Origin of the sequence: Pontibacter flavimaris (genome assembly GCF_001907195.1) — a bacterium.
Lineage (GTDB): Bacteria > Bacteroidota > Bacteroidia > Cytophagales > Hymenobacteraceae > Pontibacter > Pontibacter flavimaris.
The window spans coordinates 103065-122053 of sequence record NZ_LVWA01000008.1 but is presented as its reverse complement, the minus strand read 5'-3'; the positions used below and the strand labels follow the sequence as shown (position 1 = coordinate 122053).

18 protein-coding genes are annotated in these 18989 nt (G+C 53.7%); 9 read left to right on the top strand and 9 right to left on the bottom strand.

All coding sequences use genetic code 11. The features are described from left to right. Window positions 1-529: 529 nt before the first annotated feature. Window positions 530-1309, bottom strand: a complete 780-nt coding sequence (locus A3841_RS13910) for an ABC transporter permease (protein WP_073852949.1) — start codon at window positions 1307-1309, stop codon at window positions 530-532. Beyond that, entirely contained in the window at window positions 1306-2265 is a 960-nt protein-coding gene (locus A3841_RS13905) for an ABC transporter ATP-binding protein (protein WP_073852993.1), read from the bottom strand. The genes A3841_RS13910 and A3841_RS13905 overlap by 4 nt, the downstream gene beginning before the upstream one ends. Before the next feature lie 279 nt (window positions 2266-2544). Between A3841_RS13905 and A3841_RS13900 the strand changes: the two genes are divergently transcribed. From A3841_RS13900 to dapA, 3 genes are all read left to right on the top strand, one after another. After that, window positions 2545-3615, top strand: coding sequence for a sensor histidine kinase (locus A3841_RS13900; RefSeq protein WP_235861419.1), 1071 nt, complete (start codon window positions 2545-2547; stop codon window positions 3613-3615). A gap of 4 nt (window positions 3616-3619) precedes the next feature. Then, the gene (locus A3841_RS13895) at window positions 3620-4351 is read left to right on the top strand and encodes a LytR/AlgR family response regulator transcription factor (protein WP_073852948.1); all 732 of its coding nucleotides are present in this window, start codon (window positions 3620-3622) and stop codon (window positions 4349-4351) included. Between the two features lie 339 nt (window positions 4352-4690). Beyond that, a complete protein-coding gene (dapA, locus tag A3841_RS13890) occupies window positions 4691-5560 on the top strand; it encodes a 4-hydroxy-tetrahydrodipicolinate synthase (protein WP_073852947.1) in 870 nt (289 codons plus the stop codon). An 821-nt stretch (window positions 5561-6381) separates the two neighbouring features. On the opposite strand, the gene A3841_RS13885 is transcribed toward dapA, so the two are convergent. Further along, a complete protein-coding gene (locus tag A3841_RS13885; RefSeq protein ID WP_073852946.1) occupies window positions 6382-7224 on the bottom strand; it encodes a hypothetical protein in 843 nt (280 codons plus the stop codon). Window positions 7225-7469: 245 nt separating this feature from the next. Here A3841_RS13885 and A3841_RS13880 point away from each other — a divergent pair, with 245 nt between their 5' ends. After that, the gene (locus tag A3841_RS13880) at window positions 7470-7661 is read left to right on the top strand and encodes a cold-shock protein (protein WP_073852945.1); all 192 of its coding nucleotides are present in this window, start codon (window positions 7470-7472) and stop codon (window positions 7659-7661) included. Window positions 7662-7746: 85 nt separating this feature from the next. Here A3841_RS13880 and A3841_RS13875 read toward each other — a convergent pair whose 3' ends face one another. Both A3841_RS13875 and A3841_RS13870 read right to left on the bottom strand, forming a co-directional pair. Next, window positions 7747-8511 carry a creatininase family protein gene (locus A3841_RS13875; RefSeq protein WP_073852944.1) on the bottom strand — a complete coding sequence of 255 codons (765 nt, stop codon included), beginning with the start codon at window positions 8509-8511 and terminating at the stop codon, window positions 7747-7749. 39 nt (window positions 8512-8550) lie between these two features. Beyond that, window positions 8551-8943: a hypothetical protein gene (locus A3841_RS13870; RefSeq protein ID WP_073852943.1), complete on the bottom strand. Its 393-nt coding sequence runs from the start codon at window positions 8941-8943 to the stop codon at window positions 8551-8553. 227 nt (window positions 8944-9170) lie between these two features. On the opposite strand from A3841_RS13870, the gene A3841_RS13865 reads away from it, so the two are divergent. From A3841_RS13865 to A3841_RS13845, 4 genes are all read left to right on the top strand, one after another. After that, on the top strand, window positions 9171-10193 hold the full coding sequence (locus A3841_RS13865; RefSeq protein ID WP_073852942.1) for a COX15/CtaA family protein: 1023 nt from the start codon (window positions 9171-9173) through the stop codon (window positions 10191-10193). 212 nt (window positions 10194-10405) lie between these two features. After that, window positions 10406-10681 carry a hypothetical protein gene (locus A3841_RS13860; RefSeq protein ID WP_073852941.1) on the top strand — a complete coding sequence of 92 codons (276 nt, stop codon included), beginning with the start codon at window positions 10406-10408 and terminating at the stop codon, window positions 10679-10681. A gap of 120 nt (window positions 10682-10801) precedes the next feature. Continuing rightward, window positions 10802-11365, top strand: a complete 564-nt coding sequence (locus tag A3841_RS13850) for a DinB family protein (RefSeq protein ID WP_235861417.1) — start codon at window positions 10802-10804, stop codon at window positions 11363-11365. A gap of 178 nt (window positions 11366-11543) precedes the next feature. Beyond that, window positions 11544-11795 (top strand): hypothetical protein, encoded by a 252-nt coding sequence (locus A3841_RS13845; protein ID WP_235861416.1) that lies wholly within the window; start codon window positions 11544-11546, stop codon window positions 11793-11795. 1044 nt (window positions 11796-12839) lie between these two features. On the opposite strand, the gene mscL is transcribed toward A3841_RS13845, so the two are convergent. After that, complete coding sequence (gene mscL, locus A3841_RS13840; RefSeq protein WP_317042491.1) at window positions 12840-13268, bottom strand: large conductance mechanosensitive channel protein MscL; 429 nt, start codon at window positions 13266-13268, stop codon at window positions 12840-12842. Window positions 13269-13385: 117 nt separating this feature from the next. Here mscL and A3841_RS20345 point away from each other — a divergent pair, with 117 nt between their 5' ends. Continuing rightward, a complete protein-coding gene (locus A3841_RS20345) occupies window positions 13386-13535 on the top strand; it encodes a hypothetical protein (protein ID WP_170866205.1) in 150 nt (49 codons plus the stop codon). Between the two features lie 288 nt (window positions 13536-13823). On the opposite strand, the gene A3841_RS13835 is transcribed toward A3841_RS20345, so the two are convergent. From A3841_RS13835 to A3841_RS13820, 3 genes are all read right to left on the bottom strand, one after another. Continuing rightward, entirely contained in the window at window positions 13824-14255 is a 432-nt protein-coding gene (locus tag A3841_RS13835; protein ID WP_073852936.1) for a hypothetical protein, read from the bottom strand. A 273-nt stretch (window positions 14256-14528) separates the two neighbouring features. Further along, window positions 14529-14840 carry a putative quinol monooxygenase gene (locus A3841_RS13825; RefSeq protein WP_073852934.1) on the bottom strand — a complete coding sequence of 104 codons (312 nt, stop codon included), beginning with the start codon at window positions 14838-14840 and terminating at the stop codon, window positions 14529-14531. A gap of 24 nt (window positions 14841-14864) precedes the next feature. Further along, window positions 14865-18860 carry a DUF7149 domain-containing protein gene (locus A3841_RS13820; RefSeq protein ID WP_073852933.1) on the bottom strand — a complete coding sequence of 1332 codons (3996 nt, stop codon included), beginning with the start codon at window positions 18858-18860 and terminating at the stop codon, window positions 14865-14867. Window positions 18861-18989: the final 129 nt, after the last annotated feature.

The following is an 18989-nucleotide window of genomic DNA, read 5'->3' as shown; positions in this document are numbered from 1 at the left end:
CCTGAAGGCAGCCAAGTGCTTCTACTAAGTATAAACCCCACCCCAACCCTCCCCTAAAAACAGGGGAGGGAGCCTGGTTGTAGCGGGTCCAACCACCCCTACCCCTCCTTGGCTAAGGAGGGGAGCCTGCTGTTGCTTCAGCTGAAGTATATGTTTTATAGCCGCTGGTATAGTGCGGACAGGTCGCGGCCTGTCCCTACAAGTATAAACTACGCCTCCGAGGAGGAGAATTTGCAGCAGCCGATTACTCCCCATGCCGCAAGTTTAGCGACAGCGCAACTTGTGGCTTTCCTTGGTGCCAGTTTGTAACCGGCATGTAATCCCAACTCTATGCTTCCGCCTTTACAAACAGGCTACAATACCCAGCCACCTGTTCCCGCTGCGCCCAAACCAGGGAAGGCAAAGAAGAAATGGAGCAAGACTACATTTGATAGCTTCCTCCAGGCGTTATACCCGTGGCAGCCACAAAAAAAGGCGGCACTGGAACCCAGGTGCCCCCTTTTAAACAAACAAACAACAAACACTATTCTCAGGAAATCCGCCTGCGGGAAATATCGAGGTAGCCAAGTATAAACACGAGCGCGCCGCCGCCAAGGCTCAGCAGCACCTCCTGGCTAAACAGGTTGTACACCTCCGCCTCATTAGGAAAGCCTTTAATGGCCATGAAGGGATAAGCGAATGGGTAGTAATGGATATACTCCCAGCGCATGGCCACCATTACGGTGATGATGGCCACAATGCCCACGCCCATACTTAGCGCAAAGCTGCTCCACCTGATGCTCAGCCAAAACTGCAGAGCAATGATCACGAAAGTAGCCAGAAACAGCTTGAGCACGGCAACAAACACCACCGCCAGGCCCTCCATACTTTCAAAGCCCAGGTCAGGGCGCACCAGCAGCAGAAACAAGCCACCGGCCAGGTATGCCACCACAAACACCACGTTGCTCAGCAGCACCAGCCCCAGCACCGTGGTTGCCTTGGCCGTGTAAATAGTGGCCTTGGGCAGCGGCAGGCTGTAGAGGTGCTTCCAGCCATTGGACTTATGCTCGATGCCGTTGGTCAGGCTGGTGAGCAGCGCAATGAAAAGGGGTAGCAGCAGGATGGTGTAAATACTGAAGTTCTGCATGGCAAATTTGTGCCAGGGGTTCACCCCCTCCGTCACAAAATGCTGCCCTTTCGACCAGAACACAAGCACATTCATACTTAGGAGCGCGCACGGCGCCAGTATGGAGAGCCAGAGGGCAAAGGTGTTCTTCAGCTTCAGCGTCTCGGCGCTCAGGCTGCTGCGGTAGTAGGTCAGGGCGCTCATACTTTACCGGCAAGTATAGTTTCTTGAAGGGCGGCGGGCTCGGCCTCTCCTTTGGTGATGTTCAGGAACAGCTCCTCCAGGTTATGGGTATGGGTACTGAGACGGTACACCTCCAGGCCGTTCACGATCAGGAAGCGGTTGAGCCGGGCCACCTGCTGCCTGTCCTGCACCTGTACCGCCAGCACGTCGCCTTGCTGCGGCAGCAACTCGTATTGATGGTCGGTCAGGAGCTTACGCGCAATAGCATCGTTGCTCGTCTCCAGTTGCAGCACGCTGCTTTGGAAAGCACCCTGGTAGAGTTGCGGCAAGCTGCCCTGGTAGAGGGTGGCGCCCTTGTCGATAATGGCCAGTTCGGTGGCGCATTTCTCTATCTCGGAGAGCAGGTGGCTGGAGAGGAAGATGGTTTTACCGAACTCCCGGTTCAGCCGGATGATCAGCTCCCGCACCTCCCGTATCCCGCTGGGATCTAAGCCATTGGTAGGCTCATCCAGAATCAATAGTTCAGGGTCCGCGAGCAGGGCGAGCGCGATGCCGAGCCGCTGGCTCATGCCCAACGAGTACTCCTTTGTTTTGCGGTACGCGTCCTGCGTGAGCCCCACGATCTGCAGCACCTCATTGATGCGGCTTTTAGGCGCCTGCACCATACGGCGGTGCATTTCCAGGTTGTCGTGGCCCGAGAGGTGACGGTACAGCGTGGGCATTTCGATGAGCGAACCGGTGCGGCGCAGAATCTCGATGCGGTTATTGTGGAGGTCATGCCCATGCACCCGCACCTGTCCCTTGGGCACCGGCAGCAGGCCCAGCAGAATCCGGATGGTGGTGGACTTGCCGGCGCCGTTTGGCCCCAGGAATCCGAAGATGGCTCCCTGCGGCACGCGCAGTTCCAGGTTTTGCAGCACCTGCCGCTTCCCGAAGCTGTAGCTCAGGCCGTGGGTTTCGATGATAAATGGTTTCATAGTTTTGTGGTAAGCAGCGTATGTGGCTACAAAAAAGAGCATAAATCCAACAGCATAAAAATAGATTATACCAACACCGCAAAACCCTAGACAAAGTATAAACAGGTGCTCCTGAGCGGGTTAATCCCTTAAATTGCTGTTTTGGTAGCCATGATGTGCAGCTTGGTATATAGAAGGGAGGCAGCAGCGCTAAAATGCCATACTTTGCTTATCTTTATACTATAAAAAGCCTGCTGCAGGTATAAACCTATACTTTGCGGCAGGCCGCTAAGCTGTTACATGAGCCTGAAATCCTTGCCAAAGCCAATGATCGTGCTGCCAGAGATGGCGGTGAAGAAAAGGTACACCGTCGCCCTGCACGTGGCGGCGTGGGTGCTGTTCGGCACCTGGGTGTTTTACTTCCTCTACGGCAACAGCGCGCTCTCTTTCGGGAAGGTGATGGATGTGCTGGTGGGCCTGCTCATCAACATCTTCATCTTTTACTTTAACTGGTATGTGCTCATCTCCAGGTACCTGGCGCGCAACCGCATCTTCCTCTACATCGCCGCCGTACTGACCACCCTGATTGCCATTGCCGTGCTGCGGGCCCCGCTGGACTTTTACTTCTTCCGGGAGTATAACCGCGAGATGACGCAGCTTTACAGCAGCGAGCGCATTCTGCAGTACATCATGGGCGGGCTGGTGCTCATCTTCATCTCCTCGGCCCTGAAGGTAACAGGCAACTACATCCGCAACGAGCGCCGCAACAAGGAGCTGGAGACGCAGAAGCTTACCGCAGAGTTGGCTTTCCTGAAGTCGCAGGTGAACCCGCATTTCCTGTTCAACACCCTGAACAACATTTACTCGCTGGCCTACAAGCAGCATCCCGAAACGCCCGACGCCATCATGAAGCTCTCGCTGCTGATGCGCTACATGCTTTACGAGAGCAACGACGCCCTGGTGAGCCTGGAGAAAGAGGTGGACCATATCCGGAATTTCATAGCTTTGCAGAAGCTGCGCCTGCGCGAGCAGACAAGTATAAAATTTAACATAGATGGCAACCTGGAGGGCAAGCAGATAGCGCCGATGCTGCTGATGACGCTGGTGGAGAACGCCTTTAAGCACGGCCTGGTGAGCAAGAACGAGATCGGCATCATCCTGAACCTGGTAGTGCACGACGACGCGCTGCTCTTCAGCACCATCAACAACACCAGCCAGCACAAGAAGCGCGACTTCGGGGGCATTGGGCTGGAGAACCTGAAACGCCGCCTGAACCTGCTCTACGACAAGCGCCACGAACTAACCTTCGCTGAAAAAGAAGGCACTTTTTACGCCACCCTGAAACTATACTTTAAGCCTACAAACAGATAAAACTATGACCATCCGCTGCCTCGCCGTTGACGACGAACCCCTGGCCCTCGACATCATCGAGAGCTACGTAAGCAAACTGCCCTTCCTGAAACTGGTGAAAACCTGCTCCAGCGCCACTGAGGCCATGCAGGTGCTGCAGGAGGAGCAGATCGACCTGATGTTCCTTGACATTGAGATGCCCGAGCTAACCGGCATACAGTTCCTCAACATCCTCAAGCACCAGCCGCTCATCATTTTCACCACCGCCTACCCCGACTACGCATTGGAGGGCTTTAACCAGGATGCCGTGGACTACCTGCTCAAACCCATCCCCTTCGACCGCTTCTTGAAGGCCGTGACCAAGGCGCAGGAGAGGCTGCAGCGCAAAGTCGGAAAAGCGGCCGAGGCCCCTGCCGCACCACCTACCGCAGCGGAGCAGGACTTCATGTTCGTGAAAGCCGACTACAAAACCATCCGGGTGGATTTCAGGGACATTCTCTGGATCGAGGGACTGAAGGACTACATCATCATCCAGACAAAGGACCAGAAGATCATCACGCTGCTCTCAATGAACAAGATGATGGAGAAGCTGCCGGACTCCAAGTTCCTGCGCGTGCACCGCTCCTTCATCGTGTCGCTGCAAAAGATCGACAGCATCGAGAAAAGCCGTATCCGCATCGGCAACAAAGAAATCCCGATCGGCGAAGTATACAAGGATGCTTTCCTGAAATGGGTGGAGGAGAATAATATACAGTAGAGTTTGGGAGTTGAGGAGTTAGAAAGTTAAAAAGTTAGAAGGTTAGAAAGTTGGAGTTAGAGAGTTAGAGGGCTTGTAAGGCTCCTTTGAGTGGGTATCTATACTTTGATTCCCTTCCTTGGAGGGGTTAGGGGTGGGTTTTACACCTGCACTGGATTAGTGAACCGTATCTTGAGTTTTATACTTTCCCACATCGAACGCTAACTTTTGCCAGGCAGCTTAAGGTGCTTTGTGCGCATTTAGCTTTCATACTTACCCTCCCCGTAAAACAGATAGCTGACGCGAAGATTTGCAGAATCGGTATCATTATCAGAACTTCGTATTTTATTAGGCAATAAGATGATTCAGGATAAATTAAGAGGAACGGGTGTGGCGTTGGTGACGCCTTTTACGAAGGAGTATGCGGTTGATTACGATGCGCTGCGCAAGCTGCTGGACTTTGTGTTGGATGGCGGCGTGGATTACCTCGTGATCAACGGCACGACGGCCGAATCTGCCACCACCACGGCGGCGGAAAGGGCCAAGGTGCTGCAGCAGGTGAAGGAGCACGTGAGCGGGCGCGTGCCGCTGGTTTACGGCCTGGGGGGCAACAACACGCAGGAGCTGCTTATAAGCATCGCGGAAACCAACCTGGAGGGCATCACGGCCATACTTTCGGTAAGTCCCTACTATAACAAGCCGTCGCAGCAGGGCATTTACCAGCACTTTGTGCAGGTGGCCAACGCCTCGCCGGTGCCGGTTATACTTTACAACGTGCCGGGCCGCACGGGCAGCAACATGTCCGGCGAGACTACCGTGAAACTTGCCTCGCACGACAACATCATCGCCATAAAAGAAGCCTCTGGCAACCTGGAGCAGTGCATGTACATTGCCAAGCACAAGCCCGAGGATTTCATGCTCATCAGCGGCGACGACCTGCTGGCCGTGCCGATGACCACCTTTGGGGCACAGGGCGTTATCTCGGTGCTGGCCAATGCCTTCCCGGGCAAATTCAGCAACATGGTGCGCCACGCGTTGGGCGGCAATTACCAGGAAGCCTCTGCCCTGCTGCTGAGCTTCGCGGATGTAAACCCGCTGATGTATGAGGAAAGCAACCCGGTGGGCGTGAAGGCGGTGCTGGAGCGCTTTGGCGTATGCACGGCGCAGGTAAGGCTGCCGCTGGTAGAGGCCTCTCCAGGGCTTAAAGACAGGTTGTATAAGTTGCTGTAGGTCAGTAGTGGATAAGGTAAGTGCGATGTCTGTGGAGTATAAATTTAAGCCAGGCTCCTCCCATTCCATTAAGCTGGCGCAAGTCTTCAGACTTGTATCCTACCATGGCTTCGGGTCTGTGACTTGACTGGCTTGAAAAGCTATACTTTGTACTGCCGATATACTTTATACTTTGGCTATTCCGCTGTTCCGGACATCCGTGTCCGGAAATTCTCTGCTGCGGATCTCCAGATCCGCGTAAGCCATACTTTATACTTTCAAGTTTATACTTCTACTAGCGCGAGCTTGCAGCCAGTGTCCTACAATTCGTTGGGTTTCCAACCCAACTAGTTCACAGAACCATAACTTTATACTTACTGATTTATACTTTCCTAGCCGCTCCTTCCTGCTATTTGAACCAAGCTATACTTAGTAGCTACCGCTGATCCTGTAGTTCCCATAAATCTACCTTTGCACCTCATACTCTGGTGCTCTCCAGCCCGAGAGGGCTTGTCTTCCCGCATCGCGCTGTGTTCCCTCCTGCCTCCGCTGCGCTACGGCTGCCGCCTTCGCGGCACCGGATCTCACAAGGCGCTCAACGGAAAGACTGGAATCAGATTCGATAGCTACGGCTCTTGCTGTCATCTCGAATGAAATGAGAGATCTCTTCAGAATTCCCGATAGATCTCTCCCTAACGGTCGAGATGACAGGAGAAGTAGTAAGTATAAATTCCCCACCTCTGAGGGATTGGCGTGGGTTAATCGCAACTTAATAGATACAAAAAAGGCAGCTCCTGTTACCTTAGGGGCTGCCTTTTCATTTGCCGAAGTATGGTATATGCCTAATCCTGGCAGTTGTAGGTATAGGTAATTTCTTCTGTACGGCCGGCCTCACCGGCATAGGTAATCTTGGCCGTTAACGGGTACCCCTGGTCGTTGTAAGTATAGGCAGCCGTATAAGCCACGTCTTTCACTTCCGCTAAGGTTTCCCCGGAGCCGGTAGTAGCCCTGAAGGCTATGATGTTCTGCGTATTAGGGTACCCCACGCCCGGCTTGCGGTACATAAACACCGGCACCGCCGAGAGCGGCGTGCGGCGGGCGGAGTCCAGCACGAAGGAGGCCGCATAAAGCGTCTCCCCTCCCAGCCCCTTCACGGTAGCCACCACAGGCTTGTCGCGCGGGTAGGTCTGTGTCACCGAGCCGACAGCCACCTCCCTGTTGTCCAGGTACCGGTAATCGGTGGCAGTGGTAAGCCGGTTCAGCTGGTCGTAGGCTGTCTTAAAGGAAGCAATGCGGTGTATTGCCTCCAGTTCCGGCACGCGCTGCTTCACTTCATACTTAGACAAGCGGCCCTGCGGGTTGTAACTGTACACCGTAAACGAAATCTCCTCCTGCTCATCGGGCGTCAGCAGGCGCTCCTCAGCCAGTTTTCCCTCCGCAGTATAAGTATAGGTGCGCACCTCCGTCAGTTCCTGCTGCTCATAGCGCTCTGTCCGGATTACCTGGTTCAGGTCGTTGTAGGCATAGCGGATAGTAGAATTGGATGTACCGGAAACGATCGTCTGCTCCTGCAGGTAGCACAGGTTCTGTGGTTCCGGGGCTGGTTTAACCTCCGGTTCCTCGTCTGCGCTGCAGGCGCTGAGCAACAGCAGGCCCAGCAAGGGAGCAAGTAATTTTATCTTCATACACATCAGCAATAAGTATACGAAGATACGGGTTAGCACCCTTCGATGCTACCAAAACTTCCGGTGCCAGCAGTTTGCTACGCATGGCGCCGGAAGTTTTTGGCTGTAAAAGCAATGTTTTTACCTATAAAAAGGGCCTTTTAGACAGTTTTGAAGTAAATATTGAAAATTAATTAGCTTTATGTAAATTTTTTTGAACACTTTTACGGTTGTAAACGTCTTAGTTTTACAATCACAAAAAAATTATGAACAGAGGAAAAGTAAAATTCTTTAATGGAGAAAAGGGATTCGGCTTCATTAAGGACGAGAACACAGATCAAGAGTACTTCGTGCACGTTACTGGGTTGATCGACGAAATCAGGGAAAATGACGACGTAACATTCGAGTTGAAAGAGGGAAGAAAAGGACTGAACGCGGTTAACGTTAAGCGCGCTTAGTTTTAGCGATACAATGTCATTGAAGCTAAAAAAGCCTTACACCGCGGTGTAAGGCTTTTTTGCTTTTTAGCAGCCTGCTAAAAGGCTAGTCGCCGTAGCGGTCGTTCACATCCACCTGCGCAAGCTCGGCGAGCAGGCCGGCGATGTTTTGGGCGGCGGCCTCTAAGAAGGCCTTTCCCTTTTCTGCCGTGGCAGCCTTCGGATTCCCGATGCCGGTATCCTCCGTCACCATAGACCATTGCCGCTCGGCCCAGGCCCAGCCCTCGCGTATGCCCTTCACCCTCGATTTGCGCTCCTTGCCCTCTCCTGCCTCCTCCAGGGGCAGCACCAGGTCGGGGCGCAGGTGCAGCAGCAGGCTGGTCTCCATCTCATCGGCGTGGTCGCCGGGCACCTCGAAGAACTGCTTGCGGTCGGCCGCCTGTATCCAGAAACAGCTCACCAGGAACATGTCCGGGTAGCGCAGGCCCAGTTCGCGCAGCATCGGTTTAAAGTCGTTGCCGCCGTGGCTGTTCAGCACCAGCAGCTTCTTAATGCCCTGCCGGCTCAGCACGGCCACAATGTCATCCAGGATGGCCAGTTGCGTGCTGGGGTTCAGGTTGATGTCCAGCTTTATGTCGGCCTGGCCGGTGTTTACGCCAAACGGGATGGTGGGCAGCACCATCACCTTTGTTCCGTTCTCCCAGGCAATTTTGGCGGAGGCGGCGGCAATGGCATCGGCTTCCAGCACGTCGGTGGCATAGGGCAGGTGGTAGTTGTGGGCCTCGGTGGCGCCCCAGGGCAGCACCGCCAGCTCCACTTCCTGCTCTTTCAGGGCTTTCCAGTTTGTCTCGGCAAGTATGTAAGGTCTCATGCGTGTTAGCTTTTAGTGAGTAAATTTATCGTATATCCTTCAGGCTGTGAGCCAGGCCATGGCCACACCAGCATCATCGAAACTCTGGTACTGGATGGAGTCCTTTACGAGGGAGGCGGCGTGGCTGGCGATGGTCTCCCGGTTCAGCTCCGCGGTGGTCAGGCGGGCGAACTTCTCCAGGCGTGTGGTCTGCAGCAGCAGCGCCAGGCCGTTGATCAGCTGTCCGTACGTCTCATCGTCCAGGGTGATGGTGGACTGCCGCGAGTCTGCCAGTATCTTTTTTATATCGTAATGCTTTACGGAGGCAATGACCTCCTCCATGATGAACCTCATCTCGGGTAAAGAGTAGTCGTGCATGTTGGGCCACTCTATAAACAGCACATCCGTGGTTGGGTTATAATCGAGTTGTATAAATTTGTTTGGTATGATCATACGTGCAGTTTATAAAACCTTAGAATCCCTAATCTAACAAAAACCGCGATAGTTTAATATACCCCTCTCCCAATTTTAGAAACCCATCCCCCACGGCAGATTGCCGCGCCGCTATTTCAGGCTCGGGGCCGGTGAATCCTGCCTTTTTTCAATCCCAGCGGCAATTTATACTTCCAATGACGAATGTCAGTATTTAGCAATATTTTTTCGCAGATATTTGCCGGGTTATGCAGACATCATCCTATAACAAGGCTATTATATACTGGCTCCTGAGCGGGGCGTTTCTGATTTTGGCCATGGTCGTTATTGGCGGCATTACGCGGCTTACCGGCTCGGGGCTCTCTATTGTGGAGTGGAACCTGATATCGGGCACGCTGCCGCCGCTGAATGAGCAGGAATGGCTTACCGCTTTTGAGCAGTACAAGCAGTTTCCGGAGTACCAGAAGCTGAACACCGGCATGACGCTGTCGGGCTTCCAACAGATTTTCTGGTGGGAGTACCTGCACCGGCTGCTCGGGCGCGTGATGGGGGTGGTGTTTATACTTCCGTTCCTGTATTTCCTGTTTACCCGGCAACTGACGGGTTGGCTGTTCCGGCGGCTGCTGTTTATCCTGGCGCTGGGTATGGCGCAGGGGCTGATGGGCTGGCTGATGGTGAAAAGCGGCCTGGTGGACAACCCGCACGTGAGCCACTTCCGGCTGGCGGCGCACCTGAGCCTGGCCCTGGCCCTGATTGGCGCTATCCTCTGGACGGTGGCCGACCTGACCTCCGGCAAGCGGCTGCACCGGCATCACCAGGCCGGGGACTTTAAAAAACTCGCTGTAGCTGTGCTGGCAGTTATACTGGTGCAGATCATACTTGGGGCCTTTGTGGCCGGGCTGAAGGCCGGTTTCTCCTATAACACCTACCCGCTGATGGAGGGCGAGTTCTTTCCGTCGCACCTGCAGGGCCTGGGCTGGCTGGAGGCCATAGAGAACGGCGCCGTGATGCAGTTTACACACCGCTGGGTGGCCGTGCTGGTGCTGCTGGCCGTGGGGCTGCTGTGGCATCGCTCCCGCAACGCTGAACTGCCCCAGACCGCCCGCACCCTTACCCGCCTGCTGCTGTTTACCTGCCTGCTGCAGGTGGCGCTGGGCATTGCCACCTTGCTGCTGGCCGTGCCGGTAAGCCTGGGGGTGCTGCACCAGGTGGTGGCGGTGGCGCTGTTTGCGCTGGCCGTGCTGCTGGTGCACCGGCTGCGGTTTGCTTAGTGTGCAGGCGTGTTCCGCCTATTCCCCCGCCCAAACACTACCCCTTAGCCACATATCCTGCTGAATATCAACTCTTTTTATTTTAAAAGGTAACCTGGGTCATTTTTCCGGCGATCCTAGAGCTGTAATTTCACCGTTCTACTGTATGTTTAAATTTGCCTTGTCAGGCAAGGCAGAGATGTAAAATCGCATCTGAGTAAGGGAGGTGAAGTATGGGACAGAAAAGGGCGGTGCTGGAGGTTATGGGCCTGAACCTTAGCAGAAAGTCTGCGCATAGGTATTTCTTTAACGTGTATGAGTACATGCTCTACAACGATTACGATAACTTTATGCGCACGCTCGATTACCGTATGAACCTGGAAGAGGCGCAGCGGCAAGAGGAGGGCTACCATGTGTTTAAGTTTATGCTGAGGCTTATGCGCAAGAGCAGGCCTCAGAAACTGCTGGCGCTTTGCCCCCCGGAGCACGATCCGCTGCAGCCCCTTTAGCTGCCCTGGTTACCTGGCTGCAACCCGCACGCCCGGCCAGTGCGGTTTCGTATAAGGTATGCCGTAGCAATAGAGAGTCCCTTCTCTTCGGAGGGCAAGTCTACGCTAATCGCTACCAGGATGCCCAAAAAGCGGCACTGCCTGCGCCACCTCGGGCAACTAACCCTTCCCGCAGCCAGTATCTTATACTTTAACCTCACCAACATCATGACACAGGACGAACAACTGCGGGAGCAGCTGGTAAAGCTGCTGCGTGGCGGGCAGGCCTTCCGGACGCAGGAGGAACTGCTGGAGGGACTCACGCTGCAGGAGGCCGGGCAAAAAACGCAAGGCCTGCCCTATACCATCTGGCAGCTGCTCGAGCACCTGCGCTTTGCCCAGCGCGATATCCTCGATTTTAGCCGCAACGCAGCCTACCAGGAGCCCGCGTGGCCCGACGACTACTGGCCAGAACAGGAGGCACCGGAAAGCCAGCAGGCGCTGGAGCAGACGCTAAAAGCCATAGCGCTGGACCTGGAGGAGATGGTGCAACTGGTGCAGAATCCTGCCAACGACCTTTTCGAGCCCTTCGCCCACGGCCAGGGGCAAACACTGCTGCGGGAGGCCATGCTGGTGGCCGAGCACAACGCCTACCACCTCGGCCAAATCGTGCTGCTGCGCAGGTTGTCCGGGCATCTGGTGTAGGAATGGCCGGCTGGGCGCGCCTGCCGAAACCCTTTTTGTACATTTCCAGATCCGTCAGGTTTATACTTTTATCACAGAACACACCTTTTCTCTGTAAGAACCCGTAAAAGGATATATAGAATACGGCGGGCATATGCCCGATATTGTATTAATCTATGTTAAACGAATGATTAAAACTATGAAAAGGATATTTTTGGCAGGTGTGGTTGTTGTGGCTTCGCTGAGCTTAACGGCCTGCGAAAGAAGCGAGCGAACCACCAGTCTGGAGGCCGATGAAGATAACAAAGTAGTGGTAGACCGCGACTCCGTGGCAACAGAGTATGAGGTAACCGAAACGGTAGTGGAATACGACACCACCACCAGAACCAAAACGATAGATGCCGAGGCCGATGATCGGGATATTGATAAAGACAGAGACAGAGATCACTAAGGCTTCAGCTTTATACTTTAAACAGAGATGCCTGCTCCGGTAAGGGGGCAGGCATCTTTGTTTAGGGGCTGTGCCGGATCCAACCACCCCTAGCCCCTCCTTGTCTAAGGCGGGGAATCCGTTATTACTTTAGCCAAAGTATAAATTTCATAGCTACAGTCTTCGTAGGGACAGGTCGCGACCTGTCCCTACGAAGTATAAAAACCCACCCCTACCCCTCCAGGGAGGGGAATTTATACTTGCTATAATTCACTTTATTGTCATCTCGAATGAAATGAGAGATCTATCGGGAATTTTGAAGAGATCTCTCCCGAGGGTCGGGATGACAAATAGCAGTGGCTATCGATTCTGATCCCAGTCCTTTCCTCCTTAGACGATCATCATCCCCCTACCCCCTTCAAAGGGGGACTCTGGTTCAAGCTCCGTCAGCAGTAGCTATCGAGTCTGATCCCAGTCCTTGGGTTGAGCGCCTATGCGAGTTTTTCCGGTGCCGAACGATAGTGAGGCATTGCGACGCAGGAGCAAAGGAAAAGCTCCCAGCGCGATGCCCGAGAGAGTTTACCCCGAAGGATTTCGGGGAGCCCTCTCGGGCTGGAGGGAGCCAAAGTATGAAATGCAACGGTAGGTTTTTGTGAACTACAGGATCAGCGGGAGCTAGTAAGTATAGCTTGGTTCAAGTGGAAGGAAGCAGCGGCTAAAAAAACATAAGCCAGCAAGTATGGAGTATGGCTCACGCGGATTACAAATCCACGGCTATTATACTTCCGGATTGCAAATCCGAAAGAGCGCACATATGATTAAAGTGTAAATCGGCAAGTATAAAAGTATAGCCAACAAGTATAAAGTATGGCTTTTCAAGCCAGTCGGGTCACAGACACGACGCCATAGTAGGACACAAGTCTGAAGACTTGCGCCAGGAAGAGGAAGTATAAACTCCAAGTATAGAAGTATAAATAGAAGTATAGCCTAAGTAAAAACAAAAGCCGCCGGCTCCTGTGAGGAAGCCGGCGGCTTTTTTATACTTCTGCCCGTTTATACTACCTTCTACTTCGCCGCGATATGGCGGAGGGCGTCGCGCATTTCGGTTAGCAACACTTCTTCTTTAGTTGGGGCCGGCGGCACATCCGGGGAGGCGGCTTTCTTGCGCTGCAGCTTGTTGATACCCTTCACGATCATAAAGATGATGAACGCCAGGATGAGGAAGTTGAGCAGCACCGTGATAAAGTTACCCCAGGCAAACACGGCGCCCAGCTTACGGGCTTCCTCCAGGGCAAGGCCGGTGGGCACCTCCGCGGACAGCGGCACATAGAGGTTCGAGAAATCCATGTCGCCGATGGCCCTGCCTACCAGCGGCATGAACAGGTCGTTTACCACGGAGTTTACCAGCCCGCTGAAGGCAGCGCCGATGATAATACCAATGGCCAGGTCCATCACGTTGCCGCGCATGGCGAACTCCTTAAATTCTTTCATCATTCCCATAAGAGGTGATTTTTAGTTTTTGACTGATACGTTGCTGTTAACACCTCCACCGGAAGCGATATAGTATAGACTTATACTATATAGTCAAATTTATACTTTTTTTGCTCATGTTTGCAAGATCCGCCGGAAATTTATACTTGTAGCATTGCCGGTGGCGGAAGTCTGCGTTTGGGGCAGGTATTCGCTTCCTGGCTGATGGTCCTGCGCGGGCAGATCGCGGCCTGTGGCGGCAGCTCCGGATTTATACTTTGCTGGCTGTAAAGCTGCGGCTATAAGCAGAAAGTCGGCTTACAAATCCTCCTGGTAGGGGCTTCGGGATTACAAATCCCGAAGAGCAGATGGCTTTTATACTTGTGTCCTGAGCGCAACCCCTCCAGGGAGGTAGGGTCGTTAAGCTCAAACTTTGCCTGCAAACTTATGGCAGTAAAGCTGAACAGAGTGTAGATAAGATTCTTCCCTTGAGGACAGTTTTTTTAGAACTTTCCGCCCCTGCTCCAGTGAGAAGAATCCCTCAGAAGTGTAGGTGTTTGTCCGTCCCGCCGGGGCAGTTTACATGGGGAGCAACCAGTGCAGCGCTTCCTCTTTTAGCGGGAAGTCGCGCATGTCGCAGGGCAGTTTCAGGCCGATGGCCGGGGGATTGGTGGCGGGCTCCTCCAGGGGCTGGAACAGCTCGGGGGAGAGCACGGTAGCAACGCGAAGGAGAACGCTGTGCCGCAGCAGGTTCTCGGAATGGTTGATGACCCACAACTGGTCTACCAGGCTGGGCGCAGTCATGCGGCTGTAGTCGGCGAGCACGTAGGCTACCTCGTAATCCACCACAAAATGGCAAACCGTAAGGGTATAGAGTTTCAGCACCTCGCTGGGCACTACGCCGCGCCACTCGTTAAACAGCAGCTTATCGGCATCGTAGTAGCGCATGGTAAGGTGTTGCTCGTGCAGAGCGGTATAGTGTTGGCGGGCCTGGAGTATGCTGGTTGGCATAGCGTTTCTCTTTTAGCATTCTACGCAGCCGGGAATAGGTATGATCTACTTTTTAGTATGATTTTTATATATTTTATACTTATTTTACACTAAAGGATGTTTCCGTCATGTGAACTGCCTTTTTTGAAGTATGAAAACGCACGTAAAATTTCGGAAAACGGGCAGGCAGCACACCGGAACCTTCTGAAAACCAGCCAACACCGCAACAATAGCCGCACCGGAAAACACGCAGGCATGGGTGCGGCGCTGCCGGCCAGCCCCTGCCGTGGCCTGTTATCCTATCCCCGCTCCGCCTAAAACAGCCAGCTCCTGCCCTTTTTGCGGCTGACCGGCAAGTATGGGCATGGCCCGGGCGATGAGCTCGCCCACGCCGGGCACCTGCAGCGAGTTGTCGTGGTCGGATTTGCTGTCCCGAACTTCGGTTACCCACACCGTTTCTGCGTCGTCGGGCGACTGGCTGACGAGGTAGAGGTGGCAGCCTTTGGCCGTGGAAACAAGCCTGGAAGCCTCCAGAAGTATAGCGGCGAGTTGTTGCCCCTCGCCGGGCCTGGCAGTCAGGCTGCCGTGGAGTCCGTATTTATGCATCGTTTTCGGGGTGGTTTCGCGTGATCAGGTATTTTGCAGCACCGCGCTGTTATAGGCCTCCTCGCTCAAGGCAAAGCCGGGCTCCACCAGCAGCACTTCCGCGTAGGTGAGGTGGTAGAGGCGGTACACCAGCACATCCACCTCCGCCTCCAGCGCCGAGGTATCGGCGGCGGAATCGGCTTGTTTTATACTTAGGATCTGCTCGACCAGCTGCGTTATACTTGCTTTCGTTTCTTCGTCAGGCGTGGCGATGGGGATATTCTCTATATATTTTGTTAGTAGTTGATAACCATTCTGGATTTGAGTACAGTAAGTTGATATCAAAAGCCAACCAATTTTAGAGTTTAATATTGCTGATAAAACAGCATCATCTTTAGAGATAAAGTATATAGCGTCATTGAAAAAGGCTGGCTCAGGCACATAAGAAAAAACAGGTTTAACCTGGAACCTTTGATATATGATTTTAGGCTTATCAAAAGCTTTATAATAACCACAAGCTCTTACTTCCCACCAATAATCACCTTTATCTGTTCTTGCTTTCGCTTTAGCTGCAAATGGAAGTAAATAATTAGAAACTGAAGAACAATCTTGTCTTAATTTTTCAAAAGCTTCATTTTCTGATAAGTCTCCATACTTATTCTTAGTCCAACCTTTCGGAAAGAAAATAAGAAAACCATTGTCTTTAACATAGCCATACCGCTTCACATCGCGGCCAGCCAGAAACGGTTTGATGATTTCTGCACTTCGCGGGTCTTCCAGTATAAGCCGTTCTTTAGTGGCTTCATCAATCACAAAAGCTTCATTTAAACCAGTGAGAACGCCACGATAAATTTTGCCTTCCACATACTCGCCCAGCGGCGTACCTGTATTTTTCAGCTTCTGTAGCAGTTGCTGCGCGATGCTGTTAGAGAGCGTCCAGCCGGAATCGGGCAGCAGTTCGGCCTGTACCTCATACTTGTGCTCCTGCACGTAAGCCTCCAGTCCCTGCTCAAATTTCAGGGTGTTTATACTTGCGGCTTCAAATGTATAACCAGCCTCGGGTTTATACTTTGCCACGGCAAGTATAAGCGGGTAGGTGGTGGCTTCCTCAAACACAGGCAGATCGCCGAAGTCCAGCAACTGCTCCAGTTTATACTTTTGCAGCCAGTTTCGAAGCGCCTGTCCGTAGCCGGCGCGCATCCACTTGTTCGGAAGTATGTAGCTGAACTGCCCGCCTTCGCGCAGCAATTCTATACCGCGCTCCACAAAGTATACATACAGGTCGGCGGTGCCGGCGTAGGTTTCAAATTGCTTCTGCAAGTATACTTTAAAGCTGCCCAGTTCTTCCTGGCGTATGTATGGCGGGTTACCGAGCACCACGTCGAAGCCTTTATAGGTTCCGTCCTCGTCCAGCACCTCCGGAAACTCGAAACGCCACTCAAAAGCGCCTTCGTATACTTTATTTTCCTCGATGGCCTGGCGCTCTTCCTCCAGTTTTTGCAGCGTTTTCTGCTTTTGCTGCAGCTGCTTCTTGTCTACTTTTTTGGCTCCGAACAGGTCGGGGTCCTGCATCACCGAGATCTGCCCGCGCAGGTCGGCCATTTTTTTACGCAGCGGGTCGTTGTTGGCCAGCGTGGTTTTAAAGCCCTGCTTTATCTCCTCCAGAAAAGCCTCCAGCTGCTTTTTATCGCTCTTGGAGTTGGTGTGTTTATACTTGCCCACGGCCTCGCGGTAGGCCTGCAAACTATGGCCCTTCTTGCCAAAAGCCTCTTTCAGGTCGGCCGAGAGCGGGTAGCGGCTCAGCAGCGAGTTACCCTGTTTTATGTTGATGTCGATGTTGGGCAGCGTCTGCAGCCGCGTATACTTGCCCGTTTGTACGTTTTTGGGAGGAGCGGATGACAGCGTTTCCTCGGTCTCAAAACCCTCGCGCAGGCCGCTGGCATTGGCGTAGCAAACGGGGCTGCTTGGCTCATCGGTTATACTTTCGGGGGCAGTGTAGTAGGCGTTTTTGAGCAGCTCGATCCAGAGGCGCAGGCGGCAGATCTTCACCGAGTTCGGGTTAATGTCCACGCCAAACAAACAGTTCTCAATAATCGTCTGCTTCTCGTGGAAGAGGGCCTCCTGCAGCTCCTGCACCTGCGGGTTTATACTTCGGTGGCCGTCGGGGTGCTCGGTTACGGTATAGCTGAAGGGCTCGCCATGAAGGTCGGTCACGATCAGCTCGTCGTTCTGCACTTCTATACTTCCGTAGTGCAGCGGTTTGCCCTGGCAGTTGGTTAAGATCCGGAGGTCATGCTTTATCACGATCAGCTCGTTCAGGGCGCTCACCAGGTAATGCCCCGAGCCCACGGCCGGGTCGCAGATGCGCAGGCTGTTGAGCAGCTGGTTATACTCCTTTATACTTTGCAAAGTATAGTGCTGGTTTACGCGGACCTGCAGGTCTCCGAACCCTGGTCCGGACAAACTGGTATCGATGTTCCAGCCATACTTTTCCGAGAAGCGCTGCACCACCGCCCGCCGGATGGCCTCGCGGCTCATGTACATGGTAATAAAGCCCGGCGTGTAGAAAGAGCCGTCGCGGTAGCCGTTTATTTTCTCAAAGATCAGCCCCAGCACCGAGGCCGTTATCAGCGTTTTGTTTTCCTCCTGTATCTCCTCCTTGCCCTCGGCCCCGAAGTCGTAGCTGCCCAAAAAGCGCAGCAGGTACTCCAGTGTGTGCAGTTCCGGGTGTTTCTGTAAAAAGTCCTTGCCCTGCGTGCGGCGGAAAACCGTTTGGGGGTAGAGCGGCAGCAGGCTGCGGTCTTTCAGGTTAGAGATGCGCAGCGTGCGTTTCTCCAGCGCCGTGGTTTCGAAGAGCGAGGAGTTGAGGTACGGGATGTGGTTATACTTGCTCCTGACGCTGGCACTGCGGTTTTCGGGCCGCTCGGCCAGCACATCGAAGAACAGCTCGTTCAGGTCGTCGAACTCTTTGAGATTGGCCGTTCCCATAAAGCCATACTTCTTATCGCCGTGGTGGTAGCTGATGAGCTGCGCCTCCAGCAGTTTGAGGAACAGGATGCGGTTCATCCAGGTGATGCACAGCTCCAGGGCCACGTTAAAGAGCTGCTCCTCGCGGGTGCTGCCGTAGCTGTAGGGCTTGTCGAGGCCCGAGATCAGGTCTTCGGAGCGCAGTTTCTGGTAGGCCGCCTCCAGCAGCGAGCCGGGGTTGGGGTTGGCTTTCCGTTGGATGAGTTTGCGGCCTCCCTCCTTCACTTCCTCCAGCCCGATGATGTGCAGCAGCTCCAGGTAAAAGTCGCGGTCCAGGGAGTTGGCGTCGTTGGCGAAAGGCTCTTTGAGCAGGTGCGCCGGCGAGAGCAGCTTGTAGAGCGCCACCAGCTTCACATCGTCTTTGGGGTCCTGGTTGCGCAGCGGCTTTTCGTAGTCCTTCAGGTTAAAGTAGGTATAGCTTATACTTTCGGAGAGCTTCTCTAAGTATGGCGCGGCTATCTCTTTGTAGAAAAAGTCGGTGCTGCCGCTGGCCTTGCGCCCGGCGCTCCAGTCGGTAAAGTCCTTCTTGAGCTGCGTATTCCGGAAAAACAGGCGGTCGAACTCCAGGGCATCGAACACAAACCACTCGTGCACGCTCGTCACGACCAGGTGGCGCATGTCGTGGTTGTTATGCTCCAGGCGCTCGCGCAGGTAGTAGAGCAGCAGCTCGTGGGTGGCTTTGTAGTTGAGGTTGTCGGTAGTGGGCATGTCGGCTTTGTTGGTGGGCCGCTTCACCTCCAGCAGCACCCCGGCATTGCTCTTGGTATTGTTCCCGGTATGGATCACCAGGTCGGTTTTGCCTTTGGTGTTCACGCCGTACTTATCATAAAAAGTCAACCGCAGAAAATCGCGCAGGTGATTTTTGGCATGCTCCTCCGTTTCGTGCAGGTTTATACTATCCAGCAGCGCCGTCAGCGCCTGTTTGAAGCGTTCTATTTCGGTGCGGGATGTTTTCAGTCTCAGGTACGCCTTGTTAAGCGCCTGTTTCGGGCGGAGGGTGTTGTGCTGCAGCATGCGGACGGGGTGCGTTTGTTTCTACAGCAAGATAGGGAAAGTTGAGAAGTTTGGAAGTTAGAAAGTTAGAAGGTTAGAAAGTTGGGGAGTTAGAAAGTTGGGGAGTTGGGGGGTTTAGGAGTTAGAGGG